Genomic DNA, 26,634 nt, shown 5'->3' on the forward strand with positions numbered 1-26,634 from the left:
AGTCACTACATTCGGTGGCTGACATACCGTCATCGCGGGCAAGCCCGCTCCCACATTTGGGCTTTGCTGCGTTGCAATTGGGGTGGCTCAGTCAAGAATCAGGTGCGGTAGAAACCGGCTTGAGTCCTTGGTGATCAGGCTGTTGTCTTCGCGCACGCCGATGCCTGCGGCTTGGTCAGCGATGACCCAGGAGCCGATCAGTGTGTAGCTGTCGCCAAACCTCGGCAGCGGCGCAAATTCTTGAAGAATAAACGGCGCGTCCGTGTAGGGGCCGTCTTCTTTTACGATCAGGCCGTCGTCGGTTTGCAGTTCGATGTTGGCGCCTTCGCGGGAGAAGAACGGTTTGCGCACCCAGCCCTTTGGCACGGCTTTGCCGGGGTCGGGGTCCAGGTGGGAGGCAAGCAGGTTCGGGTGGCCTTTATTGAACTCCCACAGCAGCGGCAGGATGCCTTTGTTGGAGAGGATGGCTTTCCACGCGGGCTCGAAGAACTGGGTGTCGCTCTGGGCAATCGCGGCGCCGAAGGGTTCGTGGAAGATGAACTCCCAGGCGTGCAGTTTGAACAGGTGGGGAATCCAGCGATCCTCAAGGTCGACGAAGCGGCCTTCGCTGGTGAGGCCGATGTCTTCGATGTCGATGTGGCGGGATTCGATACCAACTTTTTCGGCGACCAGGCGCAGGTAGTCGGTGGTGCCTTTGTCTTCGATCGAGTCTTTCATCGAGGCGAAGTAGAACGGCTGGTTGAGCTGCAATTGGGCGAAGGCTTGATGCAGCTTGGTGTCGATGCTGTTGAACTGGTCGGCGTGCTTGGGTAGCAGGCCGCGTTCGATGCATTGCTCGAGCCAGCCCCATTGAAACGCCGCCGCTTCGTAGAGGCTGGTGGGTGTGTCGTAGTTGAGCTCGAGCAGTTTGGCTGGGCCGCTGCCGTTGTAGGAGAAGTCCATGCGCCCGTACAGGTGCGGGTGGCCTTCGAGCCATGAGGTGCGGATCATGTCGAAGAACGGCGCGGGAATGCTCAGGCGTTCCAACAGTTCCTCGTTCTGCACCACGCGGGCCACAAGGTCCATGCACATGTCATGGATCTCGGTGGTCGGGTCTTCGAGGTCGCGCTCAATTTGCTGGAGCGTGAACTGGTAGTACGCGCTTTCATCCCAGTAGGGTTCGCCGTCGATGGTGTGGAACAGGAAGCCGAGGCTGTCGGCGGTCTGTTTCCAGTCATGACGTTCTGCGCAGTGGATCTTCTTCATGGCCTGGCTTCCTTAACTGCTCGACCCGCCGCCGCCCCAGCCGCTACGGGCGCTGGCTTTGCTGCCAAAACCGCCACGGGAGGTGGACGACGCAACGTTCACCGGTTTGCTGGAGGAGCGCAGCGTGTTGGAGTAATTGCTGCTGCCATATCGGGCCTGGTTGGAACGGCCAAAGGTCGCCCCGTTGGAGACACGCTGGTTGAGCGTCGAGTTGCCGTAATTGCCACGATCATCGCGGTAGCGGTACACCGGCTCGGAGCGGTAGCTGTTGCGATTGTTGCTGAGCATGTTGCCGATCAACAGGCCGGTCAGCAGGCTGCTGGTGGAGAAACCTGAGCCACCGCTGTTGGCTTGCGAACCGGCGACTTGGGCATTGGCCGCATCGACCTGGGATTGGGTCACCTGGCCTTCGGCGGTCAGTTCGAAACCGCCCAGCCTTGGGATGAACTTGCCGGAGGAGTCTTGCTGGCACCAGTCGGCGACAAAGTCGGCATCGCAATCGGTCTGGCTGTCGTACACCGGCGCGATGCGGCGGTGCTCGGCCATGGCGGTCATGTAGGCGTCGGAGCAGACGTCGACCGGCAGCTTTTCATCGGCGCACTGCTGGACCGACTGGAAGTTGTACTTCTTCTGCAAATCGTAGGTTTTTTCGGTCGGCCCGCAGCCGGATATCGCCATGGCGACCGACGCTGCCAGCGACAGCTGGACGTACTTGCTTCGTTTCATCGAGAGCTCCGTGCGCAATCAGTACTGGGTGGGCGTCATGCACGCGGCGTTCAGCATGCCGACGCTGATAGCCACGGCGGCCACGTAGATGCCGGCCGCAACTTCGCCATTCTTGATGCGCTCGGACGTGCCTTTGAGCACCAGGCTGGTCAGCAGAAACGCCAGCAACTGGACGACGGCGGCGATCACCGACCAGACGACAAAATCCAGCAGGCTGATGGAGTAGGCAATCACATTGCTGGCCGGAATAGCGAAGCCAATGATCGCGCCGCCCAGGGCGACCGACGCCGAAACGTTGCCGGCGCGGATCAGTTCGAACTCCTTGTGCGGAGTGATGCGGGTGTAGATGAACTGGAACAGCGCGAACAGCACCGCAGCCCCCAGGATGTAGATGACAAAGCCGAGCACAGCCGCTTTGTTCAGGGAGATGGAGAGAGCTTCTAGCATGGATGGCTTCCTTTTTTAGAGCGCAGTCAGGTCGGTTGTGTACAGCGAAATGCCCAGCGACGTGCTCAGGCTGATGCCACCCTCGGCATCTTCTTCGACGGAAAACAGCAGGAACTCGCGGCGATCGGTCAGGCCGGTGTCACGGGCGTACAGCATCGAACGGTGCTCGACGTTGTAGGCGTCTTCCGGGTTTATCACGCGCTCGCTCATCGCCACCAATTCGGTCTGGCCGGCTTCGCTGCCCCACACACGGGTGTATTCGACGCCGTTGTGGGTGTAAGTCGGTAGCCCGATCAGGCTTTGTGGGCCTGCCAGCCTGCGCAGTTCCGCTTCGCTGCTGAGGGTGACGTAGCTCAAGTAATTGAACAGGATCACCGACTCGACCTGCCCGGCGACTTCGCCGGTGGTGTGTACTTGCAGCCAGTAATCTTCGTCGTTCATGTAGTAGCGCGACAGCCAGGTCGATTGCCCGAGGTCAACGGTGCCGTTGGCCCAGACTTCCTGGGAGCCGGGGATCACCACCGAGGTTTTCCCATCGAGCAACAATTTCAGGGTGGTGTCGAACATCACGCCTTTGCCGGGCGCCAGGCCTAGCGGGCCGGTGGTCGGCAGCGGCGATATTGACTCGGCATTCGTTTGTGGGGCCTCAAGCCCCATCAACTGTTTAAACCATCCCATTGGAGAGTTCCTTGAGGTGGGTGGAAGCGATAGAGAAGGGAATAGATGAGAAACAATAAAAGCGGAAGATGACGCCCGAGCGCCACACAAGAAAATTCGACATGTCGCCCCTGACTCCCTGGGTACTTGATTCCTGACGCCATCGCCTCAGCGTCGGTAGGCGCAAGTGCGTTCACCCGGCATTAAACCTGCTGCGCGGTGTTGAGAGAAGTACCTTGGCAGCAATAAAGCCGGCGAGCGCACCAAACAGATGCCCTTCGAAGGAAATCCCCTGGCGCGGCACAAACCCCATGATCAACCCGCCATAAAACACCGCCACCACACCGGCGACTAACAGGTTGCTCCAGCTCCTGTGGAACCAGGCGCGCGACAAGAGGTAGGCCCATAGCCCAAAGACCCAGCCGCTGGCACCGACGTGTACGCCGGTAAACCCGAACAGCCAGACCAGCGAACCGCCCAGCAGGATAATAATCGCGCTGACGGTTATGAAACGGTTGAGCCCTTCAGCCATGACCAGGGTGCCCAGCACTACAAACGCAATCAGGTTTGCGCCCAGGTGGGCAAAGGAGGCGTGCAGAAACGGTGAGGTGAGGATGCCGAACAGGCCCTGCACGGTCCTCGGGATCAGACCGAATGCCATGAGGCTGTAACCGGTGGCGACATTGAGCAGTTGCAGCGCGACCATGAACACGGCCAGGCCTGCGATTGTCTTGAAACCCTTCAGGGCGTCCATCCTGACCTCGACGTAAAAAGGGCACAGTCAATGCCCGCCCGCTTAGAAAGAACACGGTCACTGTGGCGAGGGAGCTTGCTCCCGCTGGGCTGCGCAGCGGCCCTAAAAATGGGACTGCTACGCAGTCCAGCGGGAGCAAGCTCCCTCGCCACGGGTCGGGCAGTGGCAGCGCTACTCGGCCGACTTTTGCTTCAGACGCTCCAGAATCGCATTAGCGCTGCCGGTGTCCGGGGTGATGCCGGCTTCGCGCAGTTTGCGTTCCAGGTCAGTACCGGTCGATGCCTCGGCCAGTTCATCCTGGGCTTGCAGCTCAGCGGCACGTTGCTGCTGCTTGGCTTGCAGGCGGTTAAGCGTACCCACCGCAGTCTCCAGCTTGCCGTTGGCGCCGCCGCTGGCGACGGACGCGCTGACCTGGGCCTTTTGCACGCTTTCGCGGGCCTTGGCCATGTCCACTTGCTGGCGCAGGCTTTTGATCCGGCTTTCGGCCTTGGTGATGTCCTTGCGCATGCTGTCGGCGTAGCCACCGAACTCGGCGGTCTGCTTTTGCTCGGCGTCGCGCTCGTTGGTCAGGGTCGAAATGGCTTCGGCCACTTCCAGGGCCAGGTCTTCACGGTTGGCCTGGATAGCGGCCATCGCCTTGGATTCCAGGTCTTTGATCTTGGCGTCGTACTCGCCTACGCGGTCCGCTGCCAGCTTGTGCTTGGCCATGATGCTCACCAGCTCACGCTTGGCGTTGGCCAATGCTGTGTCGGCGTCGCGAATTTCTTGATCAAGGATGCGCAGGGCCTGTTGGTCGACGATCGATTCGCCGACTTCGCTGGCACCGCCACGCAGCGCGGTGAACAATTTGCTCCAGATGGACTGAGTCATTGGATACTCCCGAATACTTAATTGAAGAAACGTTCGAAGGCTTCGCTGGCGCGCTGCACGTTATCGACCAGGGTTTTCACCTCGGTCACGATGTTGGTCAGGCTGGAGTCGGAACTCAGCGCACCAAACATGTTGTAAACAACCTGCCCGTTCGGCATGGACTCGATACCGATCGACGACAACGGGAACATCTCCCGGCTGCGCAGCACGGCGTCATTGAAGGCGGTTACGTCGTTGATGGACTCGACGTCGACCAGCACGGTATCGACGATGATCTGCTCGCCCACCACCGCGATGTAAATCGGCAAGCCCCCGAAGTCGTTCATTTCCAGTTTAATGCTGGACTCGGAACCTTGAACCAGAGAAAGCGTAATGTCTTTGGCGACCACTTCGTCCAGGGCTTGCAGCGCGCTGAAGAGGCGGTCGATGTTCCAGTTGGTACCTGCGCTCATGAAATTCTCCGACATGAATGAGCCAGCCAGAATCGGTTGGCGAAGCTGTTTCTCCATTTGCTTGAGCAGGCTTCGGTTTTCGGGAAGCACCCAAGTCTCGTGTTTCACATAACCGGCGGCCGCCAGCCCCGCGCGCATCTGCTTCATGTAAAAGCTCGACGGTTTTTTAACCGGCGGTTTCAAGCGCTCTCCCTTGCGGCTTGCTGAATCGGTATCGGGCTCTGCGGGCGGGCTCGATGGAGAGCTGCTTTTCATGGTACTGGCCTCGTTGTGAAAATCTCACGCGTGAGAAAATCTACAGGCAATTTCCGCCAGGCTCAATAGCTCACGCGTGAGATTTTTTGTCTCACTTTTTCCCGCACCACCCAGCAGCGCCCATCGCTCAAGGCTGAGGCTCGATTGTTCCAACCTGATGAACGGTTAAATGCCGTTGTTGGCGCGCCCACACTTGCCTCGCCACGCTCTAGCGCAAGCGCACCGTGCCCACCGGGCTTTTTTTCGGGCACCGGCCTTACTGCATAAATGTTCCGAAATCACCTTGGCGTTGTGAATTGTTGTGAAGGCGTTGCGAATCAGCCAAAACTCCGTGCTAAGTTCCGTAACGTAGTTCCGTGACGTTGCGATTCACAGCATTCATACACAGCGGCCAACCAACTAAGGCCGCCCTCTTTTTATCAAATAAACAGCCTCGGGTAGTTAACCAGGAAGTTGTACGGCCCTGCGCGCTTTAAAAATAGCCGGGCCACACTTACATCAGGAGAATAACCATGGTAGCGAAGGTAGAAACGACCCCAAAGGACGCCGCGGTCACTAATAAGAGCTCTGTCGCTGCCTGGGAAAAGTCCGTAAAAAAAGCCGCCGCCGCGCCCAAAGACGAGTTGGGCAAAAGCCAGAAACGCCCCGAAGGTGACACCCGCTCGGCCCAGCAAATCATCGATGACACGCCCCTGCTTGCCCAACTGGGCAATCAAAGCGGGGTGAAGGACAACCTTAAAAAGCAGGTCGGTGATTTTGATAAAGATGCGGATGCCGCCTATCGCGCCTCCAAGGTGCTGGAGCACGTGGAATACATCGACGAAGACGGCAAGCTCACCGATGGCAAGGAGGTCGGCAACCACAGCATCGACGGTTTCACCAAGGACGGCGAAGCCCGGCATGGCACCGAGGCGGGCCGTTTGCAGGACTTTGGCAAGTATGGGTATTCGAGCCTGCGCGGCGAAGTGGTCAAGTCGGACCTGGGCGACAAACAGAAACGCCCCGACGGTGACACGCGTTCGGCCAAGGAGATTATCGACGCCACGCCCCTGCTGAAAAACCTCGGAAACCAGAGCGATGTGAAGGACAACCTCAAGAAGCAAGTGGGCGACTTCGAGACCGACGCCGACGCCGCGTACCGCGCCACCCAGGTGTTGGAACATGTAGTGAGCATCGATGAAAACGGCAAGTTGCTGACCGGTTATGACGCGCGTAACAAAGACAACGACAGCATTGATGGCTTCACCAAAGACAAAGAAGCCCGGCACGGCACCGAGGCCGGCCGCTTGCAGGATTTCGGCAAGTACGGCTACTCAAGCCTCAAGGGCGACCTGATGCACGTCAAGGACGCGACGCACACCGACAAGGCCGCGCCACCCGATGAGCCACAGGACGTGCAGGCCCTGCGCGACAAATACAACATCCCCACCTTCGGCGCCGAAGGGCTGATGGACATGGAGCTGCCCAACGACAAAACCGTGGGCGGCCAGACGGCCGAGAACTTTGTGCAGGGCATCCGCGATGACATCAAGAGCGGCAAGCTGACCGAGGACTCGGATGAAGCCAAGATCGTCAAGCTGATGGACGCCCAGGCCGCACTCGACAGTGGCTATGACCTGTACGGCTACGCCGAGAGTATCAACCTGGGCAGCGGCACTTACCGTGAAACGGATAAGAGCCCGACCAAGTTGAACGGCAAGGACGTCAAGGAGATGGTCGACGAGGACAAACTCGCCAAAGAAATCTCCACACTCATGGGCAAAGAAGGCATTAAAGACCGTTACGATTCAGAACTTAAGAAAAGTGTCGGCAGCTTGTCGGAAGATCGTTTGAATGAAGTTCGCGAGCAAGTGTTCCCGGCATTGTTCAAAGACGGCACGCGTGATGCCAACTTGAACTTCGAAGACTATGTAATTGCCATGAATGACTCGGGCGACCCAAAGAAATCCGAAATGGCCGAGTTAGACGTAGACCGTTATTTTGAATCGCTGCGCATCCTCGAACCGGACAGTTACACCGCACGCCGTCAGACATTTGACCAGAACATGATGACGCACCAGCTCAACACCTACATGGAGAACCCCGACAAGGTTTCGCCGGAAAATGCCGAAAGTGGGTTGAAAGCCTCGTTCACGATGATCAAGGGCGGTATCAACGCCGTCCTCGGTGGCCTGGACAAGGGCGACAAAACCTACGACATGTACAAAAAGATGAAGGATGAGATCGACATCCTCGACGGCCATATCAAAGGGCTGACGCCGGCCGAAAACAAACAGATCGCAGCGGCCATTCGTCTCGCAGCCGCCAGCGGCGACCCGAAAGCCATCGACAAGGTGGTCGACACCCAATTGAAGGGCTTGGGCGCCAATCGCGAGGCGGCCGCCGGCTCCCTGAAGACGGTGTTGCACACCGCCAGTTCCACCGGCGGGCTGAGTGCCATGGCGGGCACCATGAACCTGGTCAGCGGCGCCCTGCAGCTCGCCAATGGCGGCGGCAACATGACCGACGACCAGAAAATTGCCGCCGCCAAAGACTTGGTCGCCGGTTTGAGCTTTACCAACGACTTCCTCAAGTTCGGTTCGAACATTGTGGAAACCCTGGGAGGCACTAAACCCTATGAACCTGACGTGGATAAAGACGGCAAAGGCCCGGCAAAAATCAAAGCCACTGAATGGCTGGGGCTGATCGACGAGAACCTGCCGGATATCTGGGGCAAGAAAGCCACCGAAAAATCCGACGCACTGGCTGCCTCCATCAGCACCCAGGTTAAAGAGTCGTCCGAAACCCTCAAGAAACTCGACGTGGGCAACCTGTCGGCCGATGAGGTCAAGGAGTACGACAACGCGGCCAAATCCCTTGGCGAACACATGGGTGTCAAGGACATTCCCGGCAAAGGTAGCCCGGCGTCAAAATCCGAGATTGCGATCGCCTCCGGGCGCTCGTTCCTGCGCTTTATGGGCGGCGCCGGCCTGGATTTGACCGGCGGCGTGATGGACATCGTTTCCGGCGCACGCAAACTCAAAAATGCCAAGACCGCACTGGAAAAAACCGACGCAGCCTTCACCCTGGGCGGGGGTGCATCCGGTACCGGTATGGCCATTGCCAATACCATCGCGATGTTCGCCCCCAAAGGCGCTCACCTGGCTGGCAAACTGGCCGGTGATGTTGCCGCCACCGTGGTACGCGGGCTCGCCATCGGCGCCCGTATTGCTGGCCCGGTTTTCGCCGTGGCCGGTGTGATCTTCGGGGTGGCAGGCACCTTGATCGCAGAGGCGGTCGAGCATGCCAAAATGCAAAAGCTCACCGACTCCCAAGGCAAGTTTTTCAAAGACCTCGCCGCTGCCGGCGTGACCAGGGACGACTGGGGCGACAAGCTCGAATACGCGCGTTATGCCACCTATATGTACGGCGGTCGCGACACGCCGGACGACAAATCGATGTTCGAGTACCAGTCGGACGAATGGAAACACTTCAAGGAAACCGAAGACAAAAAAGGCAGCTCCCTGACGCGGCTGGCACCCTACCTGCACAAGGACAGCGACCCCGACAGCAAGAACTTGTGGGAAAAATTCCTGGCCGGCGGCACCAGCTCCAGCGGCCCCCATGGCAGTGAACGGCATACCGATGACTGGCGGCCCTGGGGTAGCACGGACATGGATGCGGGCAAGCAGGAAAGGGCCTGATTTTATCCACTCAACGGTTGCAGCCTGCCTGAACGGCAGGCTGTAACGGTTAAACGCACCTAACCCGCCAGCTCCCGCTCAATCTGCTCAATGCTTGGCAAACTGGTTTGTAGCTCTGCCGGTAAAGACTCCACCAACTGATACTCCGCCACGCCGATCGGCCGGTTGTTGTCGCGCAATGCGTATTCAGCCACCACTTCATTTTTGCTCTTGCACAACAACAGGCCAATGGTGGGACCGTCCTGTGGGTGTTTAAGCTGAGCATCCACTGCCGACAGGTAAAAACTCAGCTTGCCGAGGTGTTCGGGCTTGAACTTGCCTGTCTTGAGTTCGATCACTACGTAGCAGCGCAGCTTCAGGTGATAGAACAACAGGTCGACGAAAAACTCATCACCGCCTACATCCAGCAACACCTGCTGCCCAACAAAGGCGAAGCCGGCGCCCAGTTCAAGCAGGAAGTCGGTGACGTGCTTGAATAACGCGTTTTCTATATCGCGCTCCTGCGCATCCAAAGCCAGGCTGAGGAAGTCGAAGCGATAAGGATCCTTGAGCGATTCGCGCGCCAGGTCGGATTGGGGCTTGGGCAAATGGTCTTCAAAATTGCTGACGGCCTTGCCACTGCGCTCCAGCAGGCGATGCTCGATTTGCATCACGAGCGTGCTACGTGACCAGTTGTGTTCAATTGCCTGGGCGACGTACCACCGGCGCGTTTCGGGGCCGGGGAGTTTGTCTAGAAGCACCACATTGTGGCCCCACGGCAATTGTGCAGCAGCCTGTTGCACAAATTCGGCATTCGGCCACGCCTCGGCAAAAGCGCGCATATATTTGAGGTTGCGCGGCGAAAAGCCCTTCATCTTGGGGAAGGCCGCGCGCAAGTCTTGGGCAAGGCGATCAACCACCTTGCTGCCCCAACCCTGCGCGGCCTGGCGGGTCAGAATATCGTGGCCGATCTGCCAGTAAAGCAGCACCAGTTCGCGGTTCACCGCCAGCGTTGCTCGCTGCTGGGCCGTATGGATGCGCAGTTTAAGGTCGCTCAACCAGTCGCTGTAGCCCACAGGAGGCGTGATCAAGCCGATGGAGGTTTCGCTCATGCCCGTTTCACTCTTGACTGGAGAGGCACAGGCTAGTCAGTGGTTTTTACCGTCACAAGAGGCCGCGAGCGCTTCAGGAAGGGCCTTGCACAGATCACAGAAACGTCCTGCTGGCCTTTGCAAATCGACGCATTGCTGGGCCGTGCCTTGACTCTCCCCTATACAGCACACCCTACCCTGAAAGGCCCACTTTCAGGCTTCGGCACCATGACTCAGCGCATCCTGCTCATTCTCGGCCACCCCTCCAGCACCAGTTTCTGCTCAGCCGTCGCTGATACCTACATCCACGCGGCTACAATCGCCGGCCACGAGGTACGCGTCCTGCGGCTAGGCGAACTGGCTTTCGACCCGGTCCTGCATAACGGCTATGCCCTGCCCCAAGCCTTGGAACCCGATTTGCTCAGCGCCCAAGCCGATATCCTCTGGGCGACTCATCTGGCGTGGGTTTTCCCGATCTGGTGGGGCGGCATCCCGGCATTGATGAAAGGCTTCATCGACCGTATTTTCCTACCCGGCTTTGCCTTCAAATACCGTAAGGGCAAGGCTTTCCCGGATAAGCTGCTGCAGGGCCGCACCGCCCATTTGTTGGTGACCCTGGACACGCCGACGTGGTATTACCGCTGGGTCTATCGCATGCCGGGCATTCATCAGATGCGCAGCACGACCCTGGCCTTTTGCGGCATCAAGCCGACCAAGACGCTGATGTTCGGACCTGTACTGGGATCAACCGCAACGCAGCGCGACACGTGGCTGAAACAGGTCGGCGCACTATTTGAAAAAAGGAGTTTTCATGTACATCGGCAAAGCCGCGCAGTTGTCGGGCACGACCATCAAGGCGATTCGTCATTATGAAGCGATTGGCCTGCTGCCAGCGCCACAGCGTGCAGGGCGTTATCGGGTTTACTCGGCGCAGAGTGTCGAGTTGCTGACGCTGATCAAATGCGCTCAGCAATTGGGGTTCAAGCTCAAGGAGTTGCAGGGGATTTTGCACGGGCACGAGGGCGATGCGTTGCCTTGGGAAAGGGCAGACCAGGCCATCGCCAGCAAGAAGTGCGAACTGGCCGGGCAGATTGCCGGGCTGCAGAAAATGCAGGCCGGGTTGATGGCATTTGAAGCGCAGCTCAAGGACGCACAGGGGCAATACTGCGGTATGCGCTGAGCCGAATAAAATGCCTAATCGGCTCACGAAATGAGCCGAATAAGCATTTTATTCGGCTCAACGGCAGACCAGTGACAGCCCCGCTCATTTGCCCAGAATCCCCATGTCTGCTAGTGTCGCGCCGGTTTACCGTCTACCGGATTAGCCGCCATGGCCCGCAAAAAAGTTGCACTCGATTTCGAACAATCCCTCGCCGACCTGCAAACCCTGGTTGAGCGTCTGGAGAACGGCGAGTTGTCGCTGGAAGACTCGTTGACGGCGTTTGAGCAAGGCATCGGCCTGACTCGCGACTGCCAGAGCGCGTTGGCGCAGGCAGAGCAGAAGGTGCAGGTGTTGCTGGAGCGCGACGGGGAGTTGGCCGAAGAACCTTTCGATGCGGAACAGCCCGAATGATCGGTGCGTATCAGGCCAGCAGCCAGGCCCGGGTCAATGCGGCGCTCGAACCTTTGTTCGTAGCGCCAGGCCCGGAGATGAAGCGCTTGTATGAAGCCATGCGCTACAGCGTGATGAACGGCGGCAAACGTGTGCGCCCGCTGCTGGCGTATGCGGCCTGTGAAGCCCTGGGTGCGCCGGCCGAGCACGCCAATGGCGCGGCGTGTGCGGTTGAACTGATTCATGCCTATTCCCTGGTGCATGACGATTTGCCGGCCATGGACGATGACGATCTGCGTCGCGGCCAGCCCACCACCCATAAAGCCTTTGACGAAGCCTACGCGATCCTCGCCGGTGACGGCTTGCAGAGCCTGGCGTTCAGCGCCTTGCTGGACCCACGCCTGAACAGCGTGAATGCCGAGATCAGCCTGCGCATGGTCACGGCCCTGGCCTTGGCCGCAGGCCCGGCCGGTATGGTCGGCGGGCAGGCCATCGACATGGGTTCGGTCAGCCTCAAGCTCGACCAAAAAGCCCTCGAACATATGCACCGTCACAAGACCGGCGCGCTGATCGAAGCCGCCGTACACTTGGGCGCCCTGGCCAGTGGCCGCGCCGAAGCTGCGCAATTGGCGGCCCTGCAGACCTATTCCCGGGCCATCGGCCTGGCGTTTCAGGTGCAGGACGACATTCTCGACGTGGAAAGTGACACCGCCACCCTGGGCAAACGCCAAGGCGCGGATATCGCCCGGGACAAACCGACTTATCCGGCGTTGCTGGGCCTTGATGCCGCCAAGGCTTACGCCCTGGAACTGCGCGACCAGGCCCTGGACGCCCTGCGACCTTTCGACGCGGCGGCCGAGCCACTGCGCGACCTGGCGCGGTATATCGTCGAACGCCGCCACTGATAACCGCGGCCTTTCGCGCCGCATATCGGCCAAGTTCGGCGCCCTGCGTGGGCAGTTTGCACCGCTTGAGGTAAACTGCCGCCTCTTCTATACCTATAACGATTCGCCTGATGCCCACGACGTTTCAAGAGATTCCCCGCAAGCGCCCGTCCACGCCCCTGCTCGACCGTGCTGTCACGCCGGTCGGCCTGCGTCGACTGGGTGAAGCCGAGCTGGAAACCCTGGCCGATGAGTTGCGCCTGGAATTGCTCTACACGGTCGGCCAGACCGGTGGGCATTTCGGTGCCGGGCTGGGCGTCATCGAGCTGACCATCGCCTTGCACTACGTGTTCGACACCCCGGACGACCGGCTGGTGTGGGACGTGGGCCATCAGGCGTATCCGCATAAAATCCTAACAGGCCGCCGCGAGCGCATGGGCAGCCTGCGCCAGAAGGACGGCCTGGCCGCCTTCCCGCGCCGCTCCGAGAGTGAGTACGACACCTTTGGCGTCGGCCACTCCAGCACCTCCATCAGCGCCGCGCTGGGCATGGCAATTGCCGCCCGCCTGCAAGGCAGCGATCGCAAGGCGATTGCGGTGATTGGTGATGGCGCGCTGACCGCCGGCATGGCCTTTGAAGCACTGAACCACGCGCCGGAAGTGGACGCCAATATGTTGGTGATCCTCAACGACAACGACATGTCGATTTCGCGCAATGTGGGTGGCCTGTCCAATTACCTGGCAAAAATCCTTTCGAGCCGCACCTACGCCAGCATGCGCGAAGGCAGCAAGAAGGTGCTCTCGCGCCTGCCCGGCGCGTGGGAAATTGCCCGGCGTACCGAAGAATATGCCAAGGGCATGCTGGTGCCCGGCACCCTGTTTGAAGAGCTGGGCTGGAATTACATCGGCCCGATCGACGGCCATGACCTGCCGACCCTGATCGCCACGCTGCGCAACATGCGTGACCTCAAGGGCCCGCAGTTCCTGCATATCGTCACCAAAAAAGGCAAAGGCTTCGCTCCGGCAGAAGTCGACCCGATTGGTTACCACGCCATCACCAAGCTCGAACCCGTGGATGCGCCCGCCGCTGCGCCGAAAAAAGCCAGCGGGCCGAAGTATTCCGGCGTGTTTGGCGAATGGCTGTGCGACATGGCCGCCGCCGACCCGCGCCTGGTGGGCATCACCCCAGCGATGAAGGAAGGCTCCGACCTGGTGGCATTCAGCGAGCGTTTCCCGCTGCGCTACTTCGATGTGGCAATTGCCGAGCAACACGCGGTGACCTTCGCCGCCGGCATGGCCTGTGAAGGCGCCAAGCCGGTGGTCGCGATTTACTCCACCTTCCTGCAACGCGGCTATGACCAGCTTGTTCACGATGTGGCGGTGCAGAACCTCGACGTGCTGTTCGCCATCGACCGCGCAGGTTTGGTCGGCGAAGACGGCCCGACTCACGCCGGCAGCTTCGATTTGTCCTACCTGCGCTGCATCCCCGGCATGCTGGTGATGACCCCGAGCGACGAAAACGAACTGCGCAAGATGCTCAGCACCGGCCACCTGTACAACGGCCCGGCTGCCGTGCGCTACCCGCGCGGCAACGGCCCGAATGCGGTAATCGAGAAAAACCTCGAGCCGATCGAGATTGGCAAAGGCATCGTGCGCCGCCAGGGCAGCAAGGTCGCGTTTCTGGTGTTCGGCGTGCAAGTGGCCGAAGCCCTTAAGGTCGCCGAGAAAATCGACGCCACCGTGGTCGACATGCGCTTCGTCAAACCGCTGGATGAGACCTTAGTGCGTGAAATCGCCGCCAGCCATGAACTGCTGGTGACCGTCGAAGAAAACGCCATCATGGGTGGCGCCGGTGCGGCAGTCAGTGAGTTCCTGGCGCGGGAGAACATCCTCAAGTCGGTGCTGCACCTGGGCTTGCCGGATGTGTATGTGGAACACGCCAAACCGGCGCAGATGCTGGCCGAATGTGGCCTGGATGAGGCCGGGATCGAGGCTTCGGTGCGCGCGCGCATGGCGCTGCTGGGCCTGTAAAACACTCATAACATGTGGGAGCTGGCTTGCCTGCGATAGCATCACCTCGGTCTTACTGAAAAACCGAGGTGACCGCATCGCAGGCAAGCCAGCTCCCACATTGTTTTTGTATTGCTGCTCAATGCTATGGACAGCCCATGAATCGCCTTCGCTTTGCCCTGCCCCTGCTGTTGCTCCCCGCCACTGCCGTGCTGGCCGACAGCTTCGAGCGCGACGACGCCCTCAAACTCCCCAACGTGGTGATCAGCGCCAACCGCCAGGTGCAGGCGCGTAACGACAGCAGCGCCGCCAACAGCGTGTTCACCCGCGATGACATCGACCGCTTGCAACCCACCAGCGTGAGCGACTTGCTCAGCCGTGTGCCCGGTGTGCAGGTGGCGCAAAGTGGTGGCCGTGGCAGCGTGACCAACGTGTATGTGCGCGGCACGTCCACCGCCCAGAGCCTGGTGTTGGTGGATGGTCAGCGCATCAGCAGCTCCACCACCGGCACCAGCAACCTGCAATACCTCAACATCGACCAGATCGAGCGCGTAGAAGTGTTGCGCGGTTCGCGCTCGGCGATCTACGGCAGCGATGCGATTGGCGGGGTGATTCAGATCTTCACCCGGCGCAACACCGAGTCGGGCCTGCAACCGCGCCTGCACGTGGGCTTTGGCAGCAATCAGACGTGGGAGCGCAGCCTGGGACTGTCCGGCGGCGACCAGCAAACCCGCTTCAGCCTTGGCGCCAGTCTGGATGACACGGCGGGGATCAACCGCACACGCACGTCGTACCCGAGCGATGGCGACCACGATGCTTATCGCAACCAAGCCATCAGTTTCAGCCTGAGCCATGCCTTCACCGATGAGATCGACGCTGGCGTGAATGTGCTGGATAACCGTGGCAAAAGCGAATTCGACAACCCTTTTGGTCGCTATGACTCGCTCACCTACCAGAGCTTCCAGCAAAAACCCTATACAGACTTCACCGTCAGCAGCGTCAGCAGCTATGTCGACGCGCGCATCAACGATGCGTGGAAGTCTCGCCTGGAGCTGGGTCACAGCGAAAACCGCGAAAAAACCCTGGATAAACTCAGCGACGACCGCAGTGTGTTCAACACCTACCGCGACTCGCTGACCTGGCAGAACGACTTGACCCTCAATGATCAGAACAGCCTGATCCTGGGCGGCGACTGGTACGAAGACCGGGTCAACAGCAGTACGGTGCTCGCCGAAGACAGCCGCTGGAACCGCGCCGCGTTTATCCAGCACCGCTTTGAAACACAGTATTTTTCCACCGAGCTGGGCCTGCGCCGCGACCAGAACCAGCAATTCGGCGGTCACACCAGCTGGAGCGGCACCCTGACCCTGCCGGTGAACCCGGATAACGACCTGTTGTTCAGTTACAGCGAAGGCTTCCGCGCACCGACCTTCAACGACCTTTATTACCCGGACGAATACGGCTTCAAAAACGCCAACCCAAACCTGAAACCCGAAACCTCCAAAAGCTATGAACTGCAATGGCGCAGCCAGCTCAGCGACACCAGCCGCCTGGAGGCGTCGCTGTACCGCACCGATATTCAGGACGCCATCGTGTTCGGCAGCGACGGCCCACAAAACGTCAGCTCGGCCCGCATCAATGGCTTCGAAGCAGCGCTCAAGCAAGAACTGTTCGGCTGGCAAGGCAGCCTTGGGCTGGCGATGATTGACCCACACGACCGCGACACTGGCCGCACATTGGCCCGCCGCGCCAGACGCACGGTGAGCCTGGACCTGGATCGCCAATTCGATCAGTTTGGCGTCGGCGCCAGCTGGCAAGCGGTAAGCAGCAGCTACGATGATCCGAAAAACCAGCAACGGTTGGGTGGTTACGGGTTGCTGGGGCTTCGCGCCAGTTGGGCGGTGAACCGTGAAGTAACATTGAACATGAAGGTCGATAACCTGCTGAACAAAGACTACAGCCGGGCGCTGTATCAGTATCAAGGCCAACAATACGGCTACCGGGAAGAAGGCCGGGCGCTGTTGTTCGGAGTGACCTGGACGCCGGAACTGTAACGCCAGCGCGCACTATCAATGGTCAGTACTGCCTCTTGATCCGCTCGTTAGACGTCAGGCCGCCTGCTGCCACCTGCTTGCTGCACGTTGAGTAGCCCCAGGCATTTGCCCAACCCTGGGAGGTGAACGAGACGAAATAGTCGGCTCTTTTACCATCGCGCTCCAACGCGTAATCAAAACACTGGGAGGTGCCGCCACGGATCGAAGTGATTTTCGCAGGTTTCTGGATAGTGAGGAGGTCTTGCTGGGTGCTGTCCACCGTTGCGGTCCTGTCCACCACAGGGTGATTACCAAAGGTCCGCAGTTCGGAAATTCTTTGGGAAATATCGCACCCGCTTATAAGCGCCAATGCGAAAGCGGCGCCGGCCATCGCCAATAGATAACGCATGATGTGTCCTTGATCAGCTCGAATGGGAGAGCCGCGAAACTAGCACTCCTAGGCGGGTAGATCGCCAGGCAAAATCCGATGGTTTTGACAGACTAATCGCACCGCAGCAGACGAAAACACAGCGACTCTCAGCGCTGGGCAGCCATTGCCTGACAGAGCTTCGCGATGGCCTCAACCATTTGCCCGCTGGGCCGCTCCAGCCCCTTGTCGGGCACGACCTGCATACGACCTTCAGCCACCGCCGCGATCTGAGGCCAGGCCTTCCACTCGTCGAGTTGCGCCTGATCACCCGCCAGGATCAGCTGAGGGTTGCGCTGCAACACTGACTCGACGCTGACCTGCGGCGCGGGCAGTTTGAGGTCGGCAAACACGTTGCGTGCGCCACATACCTCCAAGGCATCACTGATGATCTGCCCACCGCCCACGGTGTACAGCGGCTGGTTCCATACCTGATAAAACACACGTAACGGTTCGGCGCGCTGATAGCGTTGGCGCAGTTCGGCCAAGCGTTGGCGTAACTGCGCGGCCAGCGTGCGCCCCGCCGCTTCGCGGCCCAATTGTTGAGCGATGGCTTGTACCTGGGCCGTCAGCTGTTCAAGGCTATGGGGTTCAGCCACATAAACCGGGATATTCAGGCGCTGCAATTGCTCGCGCTGGGCCGGGCCAACACTGCCGGGCCAGAGCAGAATGAGGTCGGGCTTGAGGCTGAGCAAGCGCTCCATATTCAGTTGGCCGTATTGCCCAACCGACGGCACTTGGGCCAATGCCGCCGGGCGCTCGCCGCCGTCGAGCACGCCCACCAGCAGGTCGGCGGCGCCCAGTTCGACCACGATTTCGGAGAGAGACGGCGCCAGGCTGACGACGCGTTCAACCGCAATCGCCTGGGCACTGAATGCCAGCACCAGAAGCGACAGCCAAACACGCATCATCCCAGCTGACGCGGGATGCGATAGAGATAGAACAGCACCAGTGTCGACAGCGCCAGCAGGCACAGCGGCACCGCCTCCAGGCCGACAAACACCGCCAACGCACCGATCCAGGCTGGCAGGGCAGCCACCAGCAACGCCGTGCGCCGACGGGCCGCGAGGGTAATCCACGCAGCCGGTTCTTCGGGCGTATCGAGAGCTTTGGAAGTGGCGATCAGTGCGTGTTTATAGCCATGAAAATAACGCAGGCTCAGAAACATCGAGGCCACGCCGGCAATAAAGAGCGGCATGGCCAACACAGGAAGCAGGGATTGGGCTTGCCCGAACACCAGGTTAAGCACGAACAGCGGGAGCAATGCCAGGGCCAGGTACTGCCACCAGTTGAAGGACAGTCGCCGTTTTACCTGGCCACGGGTCACGCGCGGTCGACCTCGCCCTGATGCTCGTTACCCATCATGTGGTCGAGCTTGCTGGCTTTGGTGGCCAGGTAGAGCTTGTTGTGCGGGTTTTGCCCGGTGTGCAGCGGCACGCGCTCGGCCACGGTGATGCCCATCTCGGTCAAGGCTTTGACTTTGCGCGGGTTGTTGGTCATCAGGCGAAGGGATTTGACGCCTAAATGCTCCAGCATCGGCAGGCAGATCGCGTAGTCGCGCTGGTCGGCGGCAAAACCCAGGCGCTCGTTGGCTTCGACGGTATCGGCGCCACCATCTTGCAGCTCGTAGGCGCGAATCTTGTTCATCAGGCCAATGCCACGGCCTTCCTGGCGCAAGTACAGCAGCACACCACGGCCTTCACGGGCAATGGCGCGCATGGCCGCTTCCAGTTGCGAGCCGCAGTCGCAGCGCTGGCTGAACAAGGCGTCGCCGGTCAGGCATTCGGAATGCACGCGGCCGAGCACCGGCGCGCCGTCGGCGATATCACCCAGGCTGAGCACGACGTGCTCGCGGCCAGTGGCCTCTTCGAGAAAGCCGTTCATGGTGAACGTGGCAAAAGGGGTAGGCAGCTTGGAAGCGGCGACGAAAACGACGGGCACCGTGTGCTCCTGATTTCAGATTTCACAGAGGGCGTCATTGTAACAGCAGGTTCCTACAGACGCTTAAGCTGAATTATCGCTGATAAAGATCAATAGGTTCGATTGGCCTTCGTCCTGGTTCTATGCAGGTCAGAACGGGTACGGTTGTTTCCAGTGCTCGAAAATCGCTTTCAACTCGCCGCTCTTCACCAACGTGGCCATGCGTTGCTCATAAACCCCCATCAATTCCCGCCCACGCTCGGTGTCGGCAAAGCCTATGTAGAGCGGCAGTTCGGCTATATGAGTGAGCTTGAATTGCGCCGGGTCATCCGACTGGCTGAGCACGTATTTGGCTTCAGTGAGGGCATCAATATAGAAGTCGGCGCGGCCGTGTTGCAGCATCGGCAGGATGCCACTCCGACGTTCTATCGGGTTGAAGCGGCGCACATTCGGCAGGTATTCCTCGTACTTGTAGCCGCGCACCCAGGCCAAACGATAATTGCCCAGCGTGGCGATGCTCGGTGCAGGTGTGGCTGCCAGCCCTAGGGCGTAGATGTGGTCGGAGTCGAAATTCCAGTGCGGGTACAACACGCCACTGGCTTCGTCGCGATAAGAACCGACCCAGCCATCCACCTCGCCACGCTGGGCCAGGCCGACCGAACGGGTATAGGGCACGCTGCGGGTTTGCACGGTAATGCCCACCGGCTCGAAGATCTTTCGCAACACATCCCAGGCCAGGCCGCTGCCATCTTTGTTGGTGTAGTCGTTCCACTGCTCACTGGCCAGCATGATCTTGCCAGGGACAGGTGCTTCATCGGCGAGAATCTGGGTTGCGAGAGCGCACAACACTATCAGCAGCCAACGGCGCACACCCATGGTGACTACCTCCTGTACAGGGATAACCGTATAGAGGGTAGCGCAGGTCTGTCGCTTACGGCGTGTCGCGAAAATGCTGATAGCCGCGCACGGCTGGCGTGATGTCTTGCCCGGCGGCGTCAATCAGCGTCACGCCCTGCCCCGCCGCGACCCGGCCGATCACGTGAATCGGCCAGCCGTCCGCCAACAGCGGCGCCAGCTCGGCCGGTGGCAGGGTGAACGCCAACACATAGTCGTCGCCCCCGCTCAACGCGGCCACACGGGCATCGTCATCGCCAACAAACGCCAGCAACGCCTGGGATAACGGCAGTTTCTCACGCTCAATGACCAGCCTGACAGCCGATGCCTTGGCGATATGCCCACAATCGGCCAGCAGGCCGTCGGAGATGTCCATCGCAGACGTGGCCTTACCCCGAAGCGCGAGGCCCAGCGCCAACTGCGGTTGCGGCGACCAGTAATGGGCGAGCAGCGGATCAGCGATAGCTGCGTCCGCCGTGCGTTGCCCCAATACCAGCGGCAAAGCGCCGGCAGCGTTACCCAGCTCACCACCCACACACAGCAAATCACCCGGCTGTGCACCGCTGCGAACCAGCGCCTGCCCGGCCGGCACACGGCCAAACACGGTCAGGGTCAGGCTCAGCGGCCCGCGCGTGGTATCGCCGCCCACCAGCCCCACGCCGCAGCTTTGCGCCATGGCGTTCAAACCCTGGGCGTAGCGTTGCAGCCAATCGGCATCGACGGTGGGTGTGGTGAGTGCGAGGGTGAAGGCCAGAGGATGGGCGCCCATGGCGGCCAGGTCGCTGACTGCCACGGCCAGCGAGCGCTGGCCGAGCAGGAACGGGTCACAGGGGTCGGCGAAGTGCACGCCAGCCACCAGCGTATCGGTGGAGATTGCCAACTGCTCCCCGGCAGGGAGCGCCAGCAGGGCGCAGTCGTCGCCGATCCCCAAGGCAATGCCTTCACCGCCCTGCGCACAAGGCGCGGCAGCGAAGTAATTGCGGATCAGCTCGAACTCACCCATTCAGGACTCAAGCGACTTAGCGCTTGTGTTCCTTCACTTCGGCTTCGCGCAGGCGCGGGGCCAGCTTGTCGAGCACGCCGTTGACGAACTTGTGGCCGTCGGTCGAACCGTAGACTTTCGCCAGCTCGATACCTTCGTTGATCACCACGCGGTAAGGCACGTCGACGCGCTTGAGCAACTCCCAGGTGGACAGGCGCATCACGCACAGTTCAACCGGGTCGAGTTCTTCAATGGTCAGGTCCAGGCATGGCGCCAGAGCCGTGTCGATCTCGGTCAGGTTGGCATGCACACCGTGCAGGATATCGTGGAAGTAGCTCTGGTCGGCAAACGTGAAGTCGTTGTCGACGCGAAACTGCGCTTCGATTTCGTTCAGCGAGGCTCCGGCCATCAGGCGCTGGTACAGCGCCTGGGTCGCGAGTTGACGCGCCTTACGGCGCTTCTCGCTTTTGGATGGCTTGCCGGCATCGGCTGGACGCGGATCCTGTGGGTTGAACTGATCGCTCTCGTCGGAAATCACTTGGCCTCCAACTGCGACAGCAGGCTAACCATTTCCAGTGCGGACAAGGCAGCTTCTGCGCCCTTGTTACCGGCCTTGGTGCCGGAGCGCTCGATGGCTTGCTCGATGGAATCTACGGTCAGTACGCCGAAAGCGACTGGCACGCCGAACTCCATGGACACCTGGGCCAGGCCCTTGGTGCATTCGCCAGCCACGTATTCGAAGTGCGGAGTACCGCCCCGAATGACCGCGCCCAGGGCGATGATCGCCGCGTATTCACCCTGCTGTGCAACTTTTTGCGCAACCAGTGGAATTTCGAAGGCGCCAGGGGCGCGGATGATAGTGATGTCGCTCTCGCTCACACCGTGGCGAACCAGGGCATCCACGGCACCGCTTACCAGGCTTTCAACCACGAAGCTGTTGAAGCGGCCAACCACCAGGGCATAGCGGCCTTTGGGGGCGATGAAGGTACCTTCGATGGTCTTCAGGGTCATTCGACAAATCTCTTAAAGAGCCGGGACGCGAAAAGTGCGTCCCTCAGTGATGATTTAACCGCGAACAAGGGGCAGAAAACGCCGGCCTTTATTCGGAGGGCACGTATTCTACAACTTCCAGATCGAATCCGGATATCGCATTAAATTTCATCGGTGCGCTCATCAGGCGCATTTTGCGCACACCGAGGTCACGCAGGATCTGCGAACCGGCACCGACGATGCTGTAGGTGGTCGGTGTTTTGACCTGGGTGTGCTCGGCAGTTTCACGAATATGCGCGAGCAATACGTCGCCATCCACCGGGTTGCCGAGCAACAGCACCACACCGCTGCCAGCCTCGGAAACCGCGGCCATGGCGGCACGCAGGCTCCAGCGGCCCGGCTGCTTGACCATCAGCAGGTCGCGCAGCGGGTCCATGTTATGCACGCGCACCAGGGTCGGTTCTTCAGCGCAAATGCTCCCCAAGGTGAGGGCCATGTGCACATCGCCTTCGACTGAATCACGGTAGGTCACCAGGTTGAACTGGCCCAGTTCGCTGTCCAGCGGCTGCTCGGCAATCCGCTGAACGGTACGTTCGTGGATCATGCGGTAGTGAATCAGGTCGGCAATGGTGCCGATCTTGATGCCGTGTTCGGCAGCAAACGCCTCAAGTTCGGCGCGACGGGCCATGGTGCCGTCGTCGTTCATCACTTCGCAGATCACGCCGCTTGGCTCGAAACCGGCCATGCGCGCCAGGTCACAGGCCGCCTCGGTGTGGCCGGCGCGAGCGAGGGTGCCGCCCGGTTGGGCCATCAGCGGGAAAATGTGGCCGGGGCTGACGATGTCTTCGGCCTTGGCGTCTTTGGCCGCAGCGGCTTGCACCGTGCGGGCGCGGTCGGCGGCGGAAATGCCGGTGGTGACGCCGGTGGTCGCTTCAATCGATACGGTGAACTTGGTACCAAAACCCGAGCCATTGCGCGGCGCCATCAACGGCAGCTTGAGCAGCTCGCAGCGCTCGCGACTCATGGGCATGCAGATCAGCCCACGGGCGTGCTTGGCCATAAAGTTGATGTGCTCGGGCTTGCACGCCTCGGCGGCCATGATGATATCGCCTTCGTTCTCGCGATCTTCGTCATCCATCAGGATGACCATCTTGCCTTGGCGGATGTCTTCAACCAGTTCTTCGATGCTATTGAGCGCCACGCGGCACCCCCTTGGTCAGGATTTCAGGTAGCCGTTAGCGGCCAGAAAGCTTTCGGTGATGTTCCCGGATGCTGGCTCTGCGGCCTTATCGCCCATCAGCAGGCGCTCCAGGTAACGGGCAAGCAAGTCGACTTCCAGGTTCACCCGGCGACCTGGCTGGTACGACGCCATGATGGTTTCGCTCAAGGTGTGCGGGATGATGGTCAGTTCGAATTCGGCGCCATTCACGGCGTTCACAGTCAGGCTGGTGCCGTCGACGGTGATCGAGCCTTTGTGGGCGATGTACTTGGCCAGCTCTTTCGGCGCGCGGATACGGAATTCCACGGCGCGCGCGTTTTCGCTGCGTGCAACCACCTCGCCGACGCCGTCGACGTGGCCGCTGACCAGGTGGCCGCCCAAACGGGTGGTCGGGGTCAGGGCTTTTTCCAGGTTTACCGGGCTGCCGGCCGCAAGATCATTCATCGCGGTGCAGTCCAGGGTTTCCCGGCTGACGTCGGCGGCAAAGCCGTTACCCGGCAACTCGATGACGGTCAGGCACACGCCGCTGACAGCGATGCTGTCGCCCAGCTTGACGTCGCCGAGGTCGAGCTTGCCGGTTTCAACCAGCAGGCGTACGTCGCCGCCCTTTGGGGTCATGGCGCGGATGCTGCCGATGGATTCGATAATGCCGGTGAACATGGCCTTCTCCTGGAAAACGGGACGGGCGCTGGAGCGCCCGGTCGGAATTATACGCTCGCTGGTGGTAGCGGGATGGCAGTGACTCGCCAGTCGTCGCCTACAGCGCGCATTTCAGTGATCTTGAGTTGGGGGGCGTCGGCCAGTTTCTCAAGCGGCCAGTCGAGCAAAGGCCGGGCGGCGGAGCCCAGGAACTTGCCGGCGACGAAAATCACGTATTCGTCGACCAGGCCTTGCTGGGCAAACGCGCCCGCCAGGCTTGGGCCGGCTTCCACCAGCACTTCGTTGACGCCACGGGCTGCCAGCGCCAGCAGCGCCGAACGCAGGTCGACCTGGCCTTCAACGCCCGGCACCACCAGGCATTCCGGGCCACGCGGGAACTGGTTTTCCGCGGTGACGCAGGTGATGACCAGCGCCGGGCCGGCCTTGAAGAACGGCGCGTTGAGCGGCACCCGCAGGCGACCGTCGATCAACACGCGCAATGGCGGGCGCGACATGGCCAGAGCGGTGGCTTCTTCGTCCAGACCAAGCTCAGCGGCGCGCACAGTAAGGCGCGCACCGTCGGCCAGCACCGTATCGGCGCCGGTCAGCACTACACTGGCCTCGGCGCGCAGGCGCTGCACGGCGGCGCGGGCAGCCGGCCCGGTAATCCATTGGCTTTCGCCGCTGGCCATCGCGGTACGGCCGTCCAGGCTCATCGCCAGCTTGACCCGCACAAACGGCAGGCCGTGTTCCATACGCTTGAGGAAGCCGGGGTTCAGCGCGCGCGCTTGTTGTTCGAGTACGCCGCTGTGGGTTTCGATGCCGGCTTGAGCCAAGCGCTGCAGTCCGCGCCCGGCCACTTCCGGATTCGGGTCCTGCATCCCGGCCACTACGCGTGCCACACCGGCGGTCACCAGCGCATCGGCGCAAGGCGGCGTGCGCCCATGGTGGCTGCACGGTTCGAGGGTCACGTACACCGTGGCGCCACGGGCCTTTTCACCAGCGGCGCGCAGGGCGTTCGGCTCGGCATGGGGCTCGCCGGTGCGCTCATGCCAGCCTTCGCCGACAATCTGCCCATCCCGCACAATCACGCAGCCCACTCGTGGGTTGGGGTGGGTGGTGTACAGGCCTTTGCGCGCCAATTCGAGGGCGCGGGCCATGTAATGGGCATCGAGGACGGCTTGTTCGGCAGACGGTGGGTTCATTCTTTGGCAGGCTCACGGGCCAGGCGGTCGATCTCTTCGCGGAACTCATTGAGGTCCTGGAAGCGTCGATACACGGAGGCGAAACGGATATAGGCGACTTCGTCGAGCTTTTGCAGCTCGCCCATCACCAGTTCTCCAACCACCAGGCTCTTGACCTCGCGCTCGCCGGTGGCGCGCAGCTTGTGCTTGATATGCACCAGCGCCGCCTCCAGCCGCTCGACACTCACCGGGCGTTTTTCCAGGGCGCGCTGCATACCGGCGCGCAGTTTTTCTTCGTCGAAAGGCTGGCGGCTGCCGTCGGACTTGATCAGACGTGGCAACACCAGTTCGGCGGTTTCGAAGGTGGTGAAACGTTCACCGCAGCCAGAGGCCAGGCATTCGCGCCGGCGGCGTACTTGATCGCCCTCGGCGACCAGACGCGAGTCAATGACCTTGGTGTCGTTGGCACCGCAGAAGGGACAGTGCATGGTTGGCAGGCAACAAAAAATGGGAGGGCCATGGTAGCGCATCCCCGTGGCAAGACAAGCCATAGCCTTTACGGTATATAGGCTGACTATTATGTTTCATATTTTTTAAGCCACGGATTTTGTCCTTTCTGGAGCCGTACATGCAGTTACGACCACTTGTTTTACTCGCCCTGTTCAGTTTTCTGGTCGCCTGTAGCAGCGAAGCCCCAAAACCGTCGACACCACAACCCGCGCCTGCCCAAGAGAAAAAAGTCCCCGGCATTGAAGACCTCGGCCCCTTGCCGGCTTACCAGCGGGAAATCAACGGCAGCCTGAATGGCGTGCCAGCCAATGCCGAAGTCGAACTGGCCCTGCTGGTAATCGATGAGCGCAACCGCCCGCAACAACTGCTCGCCAGCAGCGTACTCACCGGCAACGGCAAGCCACTGGCCTTCCGCCTGCGTTTTAACCCAGAGGCTTTCCCAGCCGGTGCACGGGTTGAGCTGCGCGGTCGCGCCAGCCAGTCCGGCCAGTTGATCCTGCACCTGCCTGCGGTGCGTATCACCCAGGCGATCACCCAGACCACCGGCCCTCTGCAACTCGTCCGGGCACCATGACGCCACCGCTGGGCCTGCAACGCGCCCTGAGCGAACTGATCGGCGACGCACAACTGGTGCCCTGCCCGCTGCCGGGCACCGAGCTGTCGTTGTGGCTGCTGGACGCAGGCAACATGGACCGTGCCTTCAGCCAGGAAGAGACCCGGCGCATCCTGCATGAACCGCCGTACTGGAGTTTTTGCTGGGCCAGCGGTTTGGCACTGGCGCGCTACCTGGCAGCGAATCCCGAGTGGGTGGCGGGCAAACGCGTGCTGGATTTTGGCGCAGGTTCCGGTGTGGCTGCGATTGCTGCGGTTAAAGCCGGCGCGCTGGAAGTGGTGGCCTGCGACCTCGACCCGCTGGCTTTGGCCGCTTGCCGGGCAAACGCCGAACTCAATGGTGTAGCGCTGAGTTATTCAGCCGACTTTTTTGCCGAGGCCGACCGCTTCGACCTGATCCTGGTGGCCGACGTGCTCTACGACCGCGCCAACCTGCCGCTGCTCGACCACTTCCTGACGCGTGGCCATGAAGCGCTGGTGGCCGACTCCCGGGTGCGCGACTTCCAGCACCCGGCGTATCAGCGCCTGGACATCCTCGATGCGCTGACGCTGCCGGACCTGGCCGAGCCTTGGGAGTTTCGCAAAGTGAGCCTGTACCATTCGCGGCGCGCTTGAGGCCA

General features: G+C 60.7%; 29 protein-coding genes. 9 read left to right on the plus strand and 20 right to left on the minus strand.

All coding sequences use genetic code 11. The annotated features are described in order from the left end of the window. Window positions 1-87: 87 nt before the first annotated feature. The 7 genes from HX790_RS16935 to HX790_RS16965 form a co-directional block, all read right to left on the minus strand. Complete coding sequence (locus HX790_RS16935) at window positions 88-1,245, minus strand: glutathionylspermidine synthase family protein (protein WP_099547567.1); 1,158 nt, start codon at window positions 1,243-1,245, stop codon at window positions 88-90. A gap of 12 nt (window positions 1,246-1,257) precedes the next feature. Then, a complete protein-coding gene (locus tag HX790_RS16940; protein ID WP_017136014.1) occupies window positions 1,258-1,971 on the minus strand; it encodes a DUF1190 domain-containing protein in 714 nt (237 codons plus the stop codon). Window positions 1,972-1,989: 18 nt separating this feature from the next. Next, window positions 1,990-2,418, minus strand: a complete 429-nt coding sequence (locus HX790_RS16945; RefSeq protein ID WP_017136013.1) for a DUF350 domain-containing protein — start codon at window positions 2,416-2,418, stop codon at window positions 1,990-1,992. A 15-nt stretch (window positions 2,419-2,433) separates the two neighbouring features. Next, window positions 2,434-3,096: a DUF2491 family protein gene (locus HX790_RS16950; RefSeq protein ID WP_099547566.1), complete on the minus strand. Its 663-nt coding sequence runs from the start codon at window positions 3,094-3,096 to the stop codon at window positions 2,434-2,436. Between the two features lie 172 nt (window positions 3,097-3,268). Further along, on the minus strand, window positions 3,269-3,829 hold the full coding sequence (locus HX790_RS16955; RefSeq protein WP_099547565.1) for a rhomboid family intramembrane serine protease: 561 nt from the start codon (window positions 3,827-3,829) through the stop codon (window positions 3,269-3,271). Between the two features lie 171 nt (window positions 3,830-4,000). Then, window positions 4,001-4,699, minus strand: a complete 699-nt coding sequence (locus HX790_RS16960; RefSeq protein ID WP_017136010.1) for a PspA/IM30 family protein — start codon at window positions 4,697-4,699, stop codon at window positions 4,001-4,003. Window positions 4,700-4,716: 17 nt separating this feature from the next. Further along, window positions 4,717-5,298 carry a YjfI family protein gene (locus tag HX790_RS16965; RefSeq protein WP_032865490.1) on the minus strand — a complete coding sequence of 194 codons (582 nt, stop codon included), beginning with the start codon at window positions 5,296-5,298 and terminating at the stop codon, window positions 4,717-4,719. A 620-nt stretch (window positions 5,299-5,918) separates the two neighbouring features. On the opposite strand from HX790_RS16965, the gene HX790_RS16970 reads away from it, so the two are divergent. Then, complete coding sequence (locus tag HX790_RS16970) at window positions 5,919-9,089, plus strand: hypothetical protein (RefSeq protein WP_017136008.1); 3,171 nt, start codon at window positions 5,919-5,921, stop codon at window positions 9,087-9,089. A gap of 59 nt (window positions 9,090-9,148) precedes the next feature. Here HX790_RS16970 and HX790_RS16975 read toward each other — a convergent pair whose 3' ends face one another. After that, window positions 9,149-10,180: a YhcG family protein gene (locus HX790_RS16975; protein ID WP_017136007.1), complete on the minus strand. Its 1,032-nt coding sequence runs from the start codon at window positions 10,178-10,180 to the stop codon at window positions 9,149-9,151. A gap of 207 nt (window positions 10,181-10,387) precedes the next feature. Here HX790_RS16975 and HX790_RS16980 point away from each other — a divergent pair, with 207 nt between their 5' ends. The 6 genes from HX790_RS16980 (at window position 10,388) to HX790_RS17005 (ending at window position 16,658) form a co-directional block, all read left to right on the plus strand. Beyond that, the gene (locus HX790_RS16980; protein WP_026013600.1) at window positions 10,388-11,032 is read left to right on the plus strand and encodes an NAD(P)H-dependent oxidoreductase; all 645 of its coding nucleotides are present in this window, start codon (window positions 10,388-10,390) and stop codon (window positions 11,030-11,032) included. Beyond that, the gene (locus HX790_RS16985; protein ID WP_017136005.1) at window positions 10,971-11,339 is read left to right on the plus strand and encodes a MerR family transcriptional regulator; all 369 of its coding nucleotides are present in this window, start codon (window positions 10,971-10,973) and stop codon (window positions 11,337-11,339) included. Before HX790_RS16980 ends, HX790_RS16985 begins: the two co-directional genes overlap by 62 nt. Before the next feature lie 150 nt (window positions 11,340-11,489). Continuing rightward, a complete protein-coding gene (locus tag HX790_RS16990; RefSeq protein ID WP_003176346.1) occupies window positions 11,490-11,732 on the plus strand; it encodes an exodeoxyribonuclease VII small subunit in 243 nt (80 codons plus the stop codon). Next, window positions 11,729-12,616 carry a polyprenyl synthetase family protein gene (locus HX790_RS16995; protein WP_176991810.1) on the plus strand — a complete coding sequence of 296 codons (888 nt, stop codon included), beginning with the start codon at window positions 11,729-11,731 and terminating at the stop codon, window positions 12,614-12,616. Before HX790_RS16990 ends, HX790_RS16995 begins: the two co-directional genes overlap by 4 nt. Window positions 12,617-12,726: 110 nt before the next feature. After that, entirely contained in the window at window positions 12,727-14,625 is a 1,899-nt protein-coding gene (gene dxs, locus HX790_RS17000) for a 1-deoxy-D-xylulose-5-phosphate synthase (RefSeq protein WP_017136004.1), read from the plus strand. 137 nt (window positions 14,626-14,762) lie between these two features. Beyond that, window positions 14,763-16,658, plus strand: a complete 1,896-nt coding sequence (locus HX790_RS17005) for a TonB-dependent receptor domain-containing protein (protein ID WP_017136003.1) — start codon at window positions 14,763-14,765, stop codon at window positions 16,656-16,658. A 22-nt stretch (window positions 16,659-16,680) separates the two neighbouring features. Here the strand turns inward: HX790_RS17005 and HX790_RS17010 are convergent, their stop codons facing one another. From HX790_RS17010 to nrdR, 12 genes are all read right to left on the minus strand, one after another. Further along, window positions 16,681-17,046, minus strand: coding sequence for a hypothetical protein (locus HX790_RS17010; RefSeq protein ID WP_017136002.1), 366 nt, complete (start codon window positions 17,044-17,046; stop codon window positions 16,681-16,683). Between the two features lie 128 nt (window positions 17,047-17,174). Then, on the minus strand, window positions 17,175-17,975 hold the full coding sequence (locus HX790_RS17015; RefSeq protein ID WP_017136001.1) for a cobalamin-binding protein: 801 nt from the start codon (window positions 17,973-17,975) through the stop codon (window positions 17,175-17,177). Beyond that, window positions 17,972-18,391, minus strand: a complete 420-nt coding sequence (locus HX790_RS17020) for a nuclear FMR1 interacting 1 family protein (RefSeq protein ID WP_017136000.1) — start codon at window positions 18,389-18,391, stop codon at window positions 17,972-17,974. Before HX790_RS17020 ends, HX790_RS17015 begins: the two co-directional genes overlap by 4 nt. Further along, complete coding sequence (gene ribA, locus HX790_RS17025) at window positions 18,388-19,005, minus strand: GTP cyclohydrolase II (RefSeq protein ID WP_017135999.1); 618 nt, start codon at window positions 19,003-19,005, stop codon at window positions 18,388-18,390. Before ribA ends, HX790_RS17020 begins: the two co-directional genes overlap by 4 nt. Window positions 19,006-19,134: 129 nt before the next feature. Next, complete coding sequence (locus HX790_RS17030) at window positions 19,135-19,860, minus strand: ABC transporter substrate-binding protein (RefSeq protein WP_017135998.1); 726 nt, start codon at window positions 19,858-19,860, stop codon at window positions 19,135-19,137. Between the two features lie 55 nt (window positions 19,861-19,915). Beyond that, a complete protein-coding gene (gene thiL, locus HX790_RS17035) occupies window positions 19,916-20,881 on the minus strand; it encodes a thiamine-phosphate kinase (RefSeq protein ID WP_017135997.1) in 966 nt (321 codons plus the stop codon). Window positions 20,882-20,897: 16 nt separating this feature from the next. Then, window positions 20,898-21,398, minus strand: coding sequence for a transcription antitermination factor NusB (gene nusB / locus HX790_RS17040; protein ID WP_017135996.1), 501 nt, complete (start codon window positions 21,396-21,398; stop codon window positions 20,898-20,900). Then, a complete protein-coding gene (ribE, locus tag HX790_RS17045; RefSeq protein WP_003176356.1) occupies window positions 21,395-21,871 on the minus strand; it encodes a 6,7-dimethyl-8-ribityllumazine synthase in 477 nt (158 codons plus the stop codon). Before ribE ends, nusB begins: the two co-directional genes overlap by 4 nt. An 88-nt stretch (window positions 21,872-21,959) precedes the next feature. Then, on the minus strand, window positions 21,960-23,051 hold the full coding sequence (gene ribBA / locus HX790_RS17050; RefSeq protein ID WP_017135995.1) for a bifunctional 3,4-dihydroxy-2-butanone-4-phosphate synthase/GTP cyclohydrolase II: 1,092 nt from the start codon (window positions 23,049-23,051) through the stop codon (window positions 21,960-21,962). A gap of 15 nt (window positions 23,052-23,066) precedes the next feature. Continuing rightward, the gene (locus HX790_RS17055) at window positions 23,067-23,729 is read right to left on the minus strand and encodes a riboflavin synthase (RefSeq protein ID WP_110621745.1); all 663 of its coding nucleotides are present in this window, start codon (window positions 23,727-23,729) and stop codon (window positions 23,067-23,069) included. A 47-nt stretch (window positions 23,730-23,776) separates the two neighbouring features. Continuing rightward, window positions 23,777-24,913, minus strand: a complete 1,137-nt coding sequence (gene ribD, locus HX790_RS17060) for a bifunctional diaminohydroxyphosphoribosylaminopyrimidine deaminase/5-amino-6-(5-phosphoribosylamino)uracil reductase RibD (RefSeq protein WP_176991811.1) — start codon at window positions 24,911-24,913, stop codon at window positions 23,777-23,779. Beyond that, complete coding sequence (nrdR, locus tag HX790_RS17065; protein WP_015886108.1) at window positions 24,910-25,380, minus strand: transcriptional regulator NrdR; 471 nt, start codon at window positions 25,378-25,380, stop codon at window positions 24,910-24,912. The genes ribD and nrdR overlap by 4 nt, the downstream gene beginning before the upstream one ends. A 140-nt stretch (window positions 25,381-25,520) precedes the next feature. Between nrdR and HX790_RS17070 the strand changes: the two genes are divergently transcribed. Together HX790_RS17070 and HX790_RS17075 are read left to right on the plus strand one after the other, a co-directional pair. Further along, window positions 25,521-25,976 (plus strand): YbaY family lipoprotein, encoded by a 456-nt coding sequence (locus tag HX790_RS17070; RefSeq protein WP_017135991.1) that lies wholly within the window; start codon window positions 25,521-25,523, stop codon window positions 25,974-25,976. Continuing rightward, the gene (locus tag HX790_RS17075; RefSeq protein ID WP_017135990.1) at window positions 25,973-26,629 is read left to right on the plus strand and encodes a methyltransferase; all 657 of its coding nucleotides are present in this window, start codon (window positions 25,973-25,975) and stop codon (window positions 26,627-26,629) included. Before HX790_RS17070 ends, HX790_RS17075 begins: the two co-directional genes overlap by 4 nt. The last annotated feature ends 5 nt before the right edge of the window (window positions 26,630-26,634 follow it).

Origin of the sequence: Pseudomonas sp. IPO3747 (genome assembly GCF_013385245.1) — a bacterium.
Classification (GTDB): Bacteria; Pseudomonadota; Gammaproteobacteria; order Pseudomonadales; family Pseudomonadaceae; genus Aquipseudomonas; species Aquipseudomonas edaphica.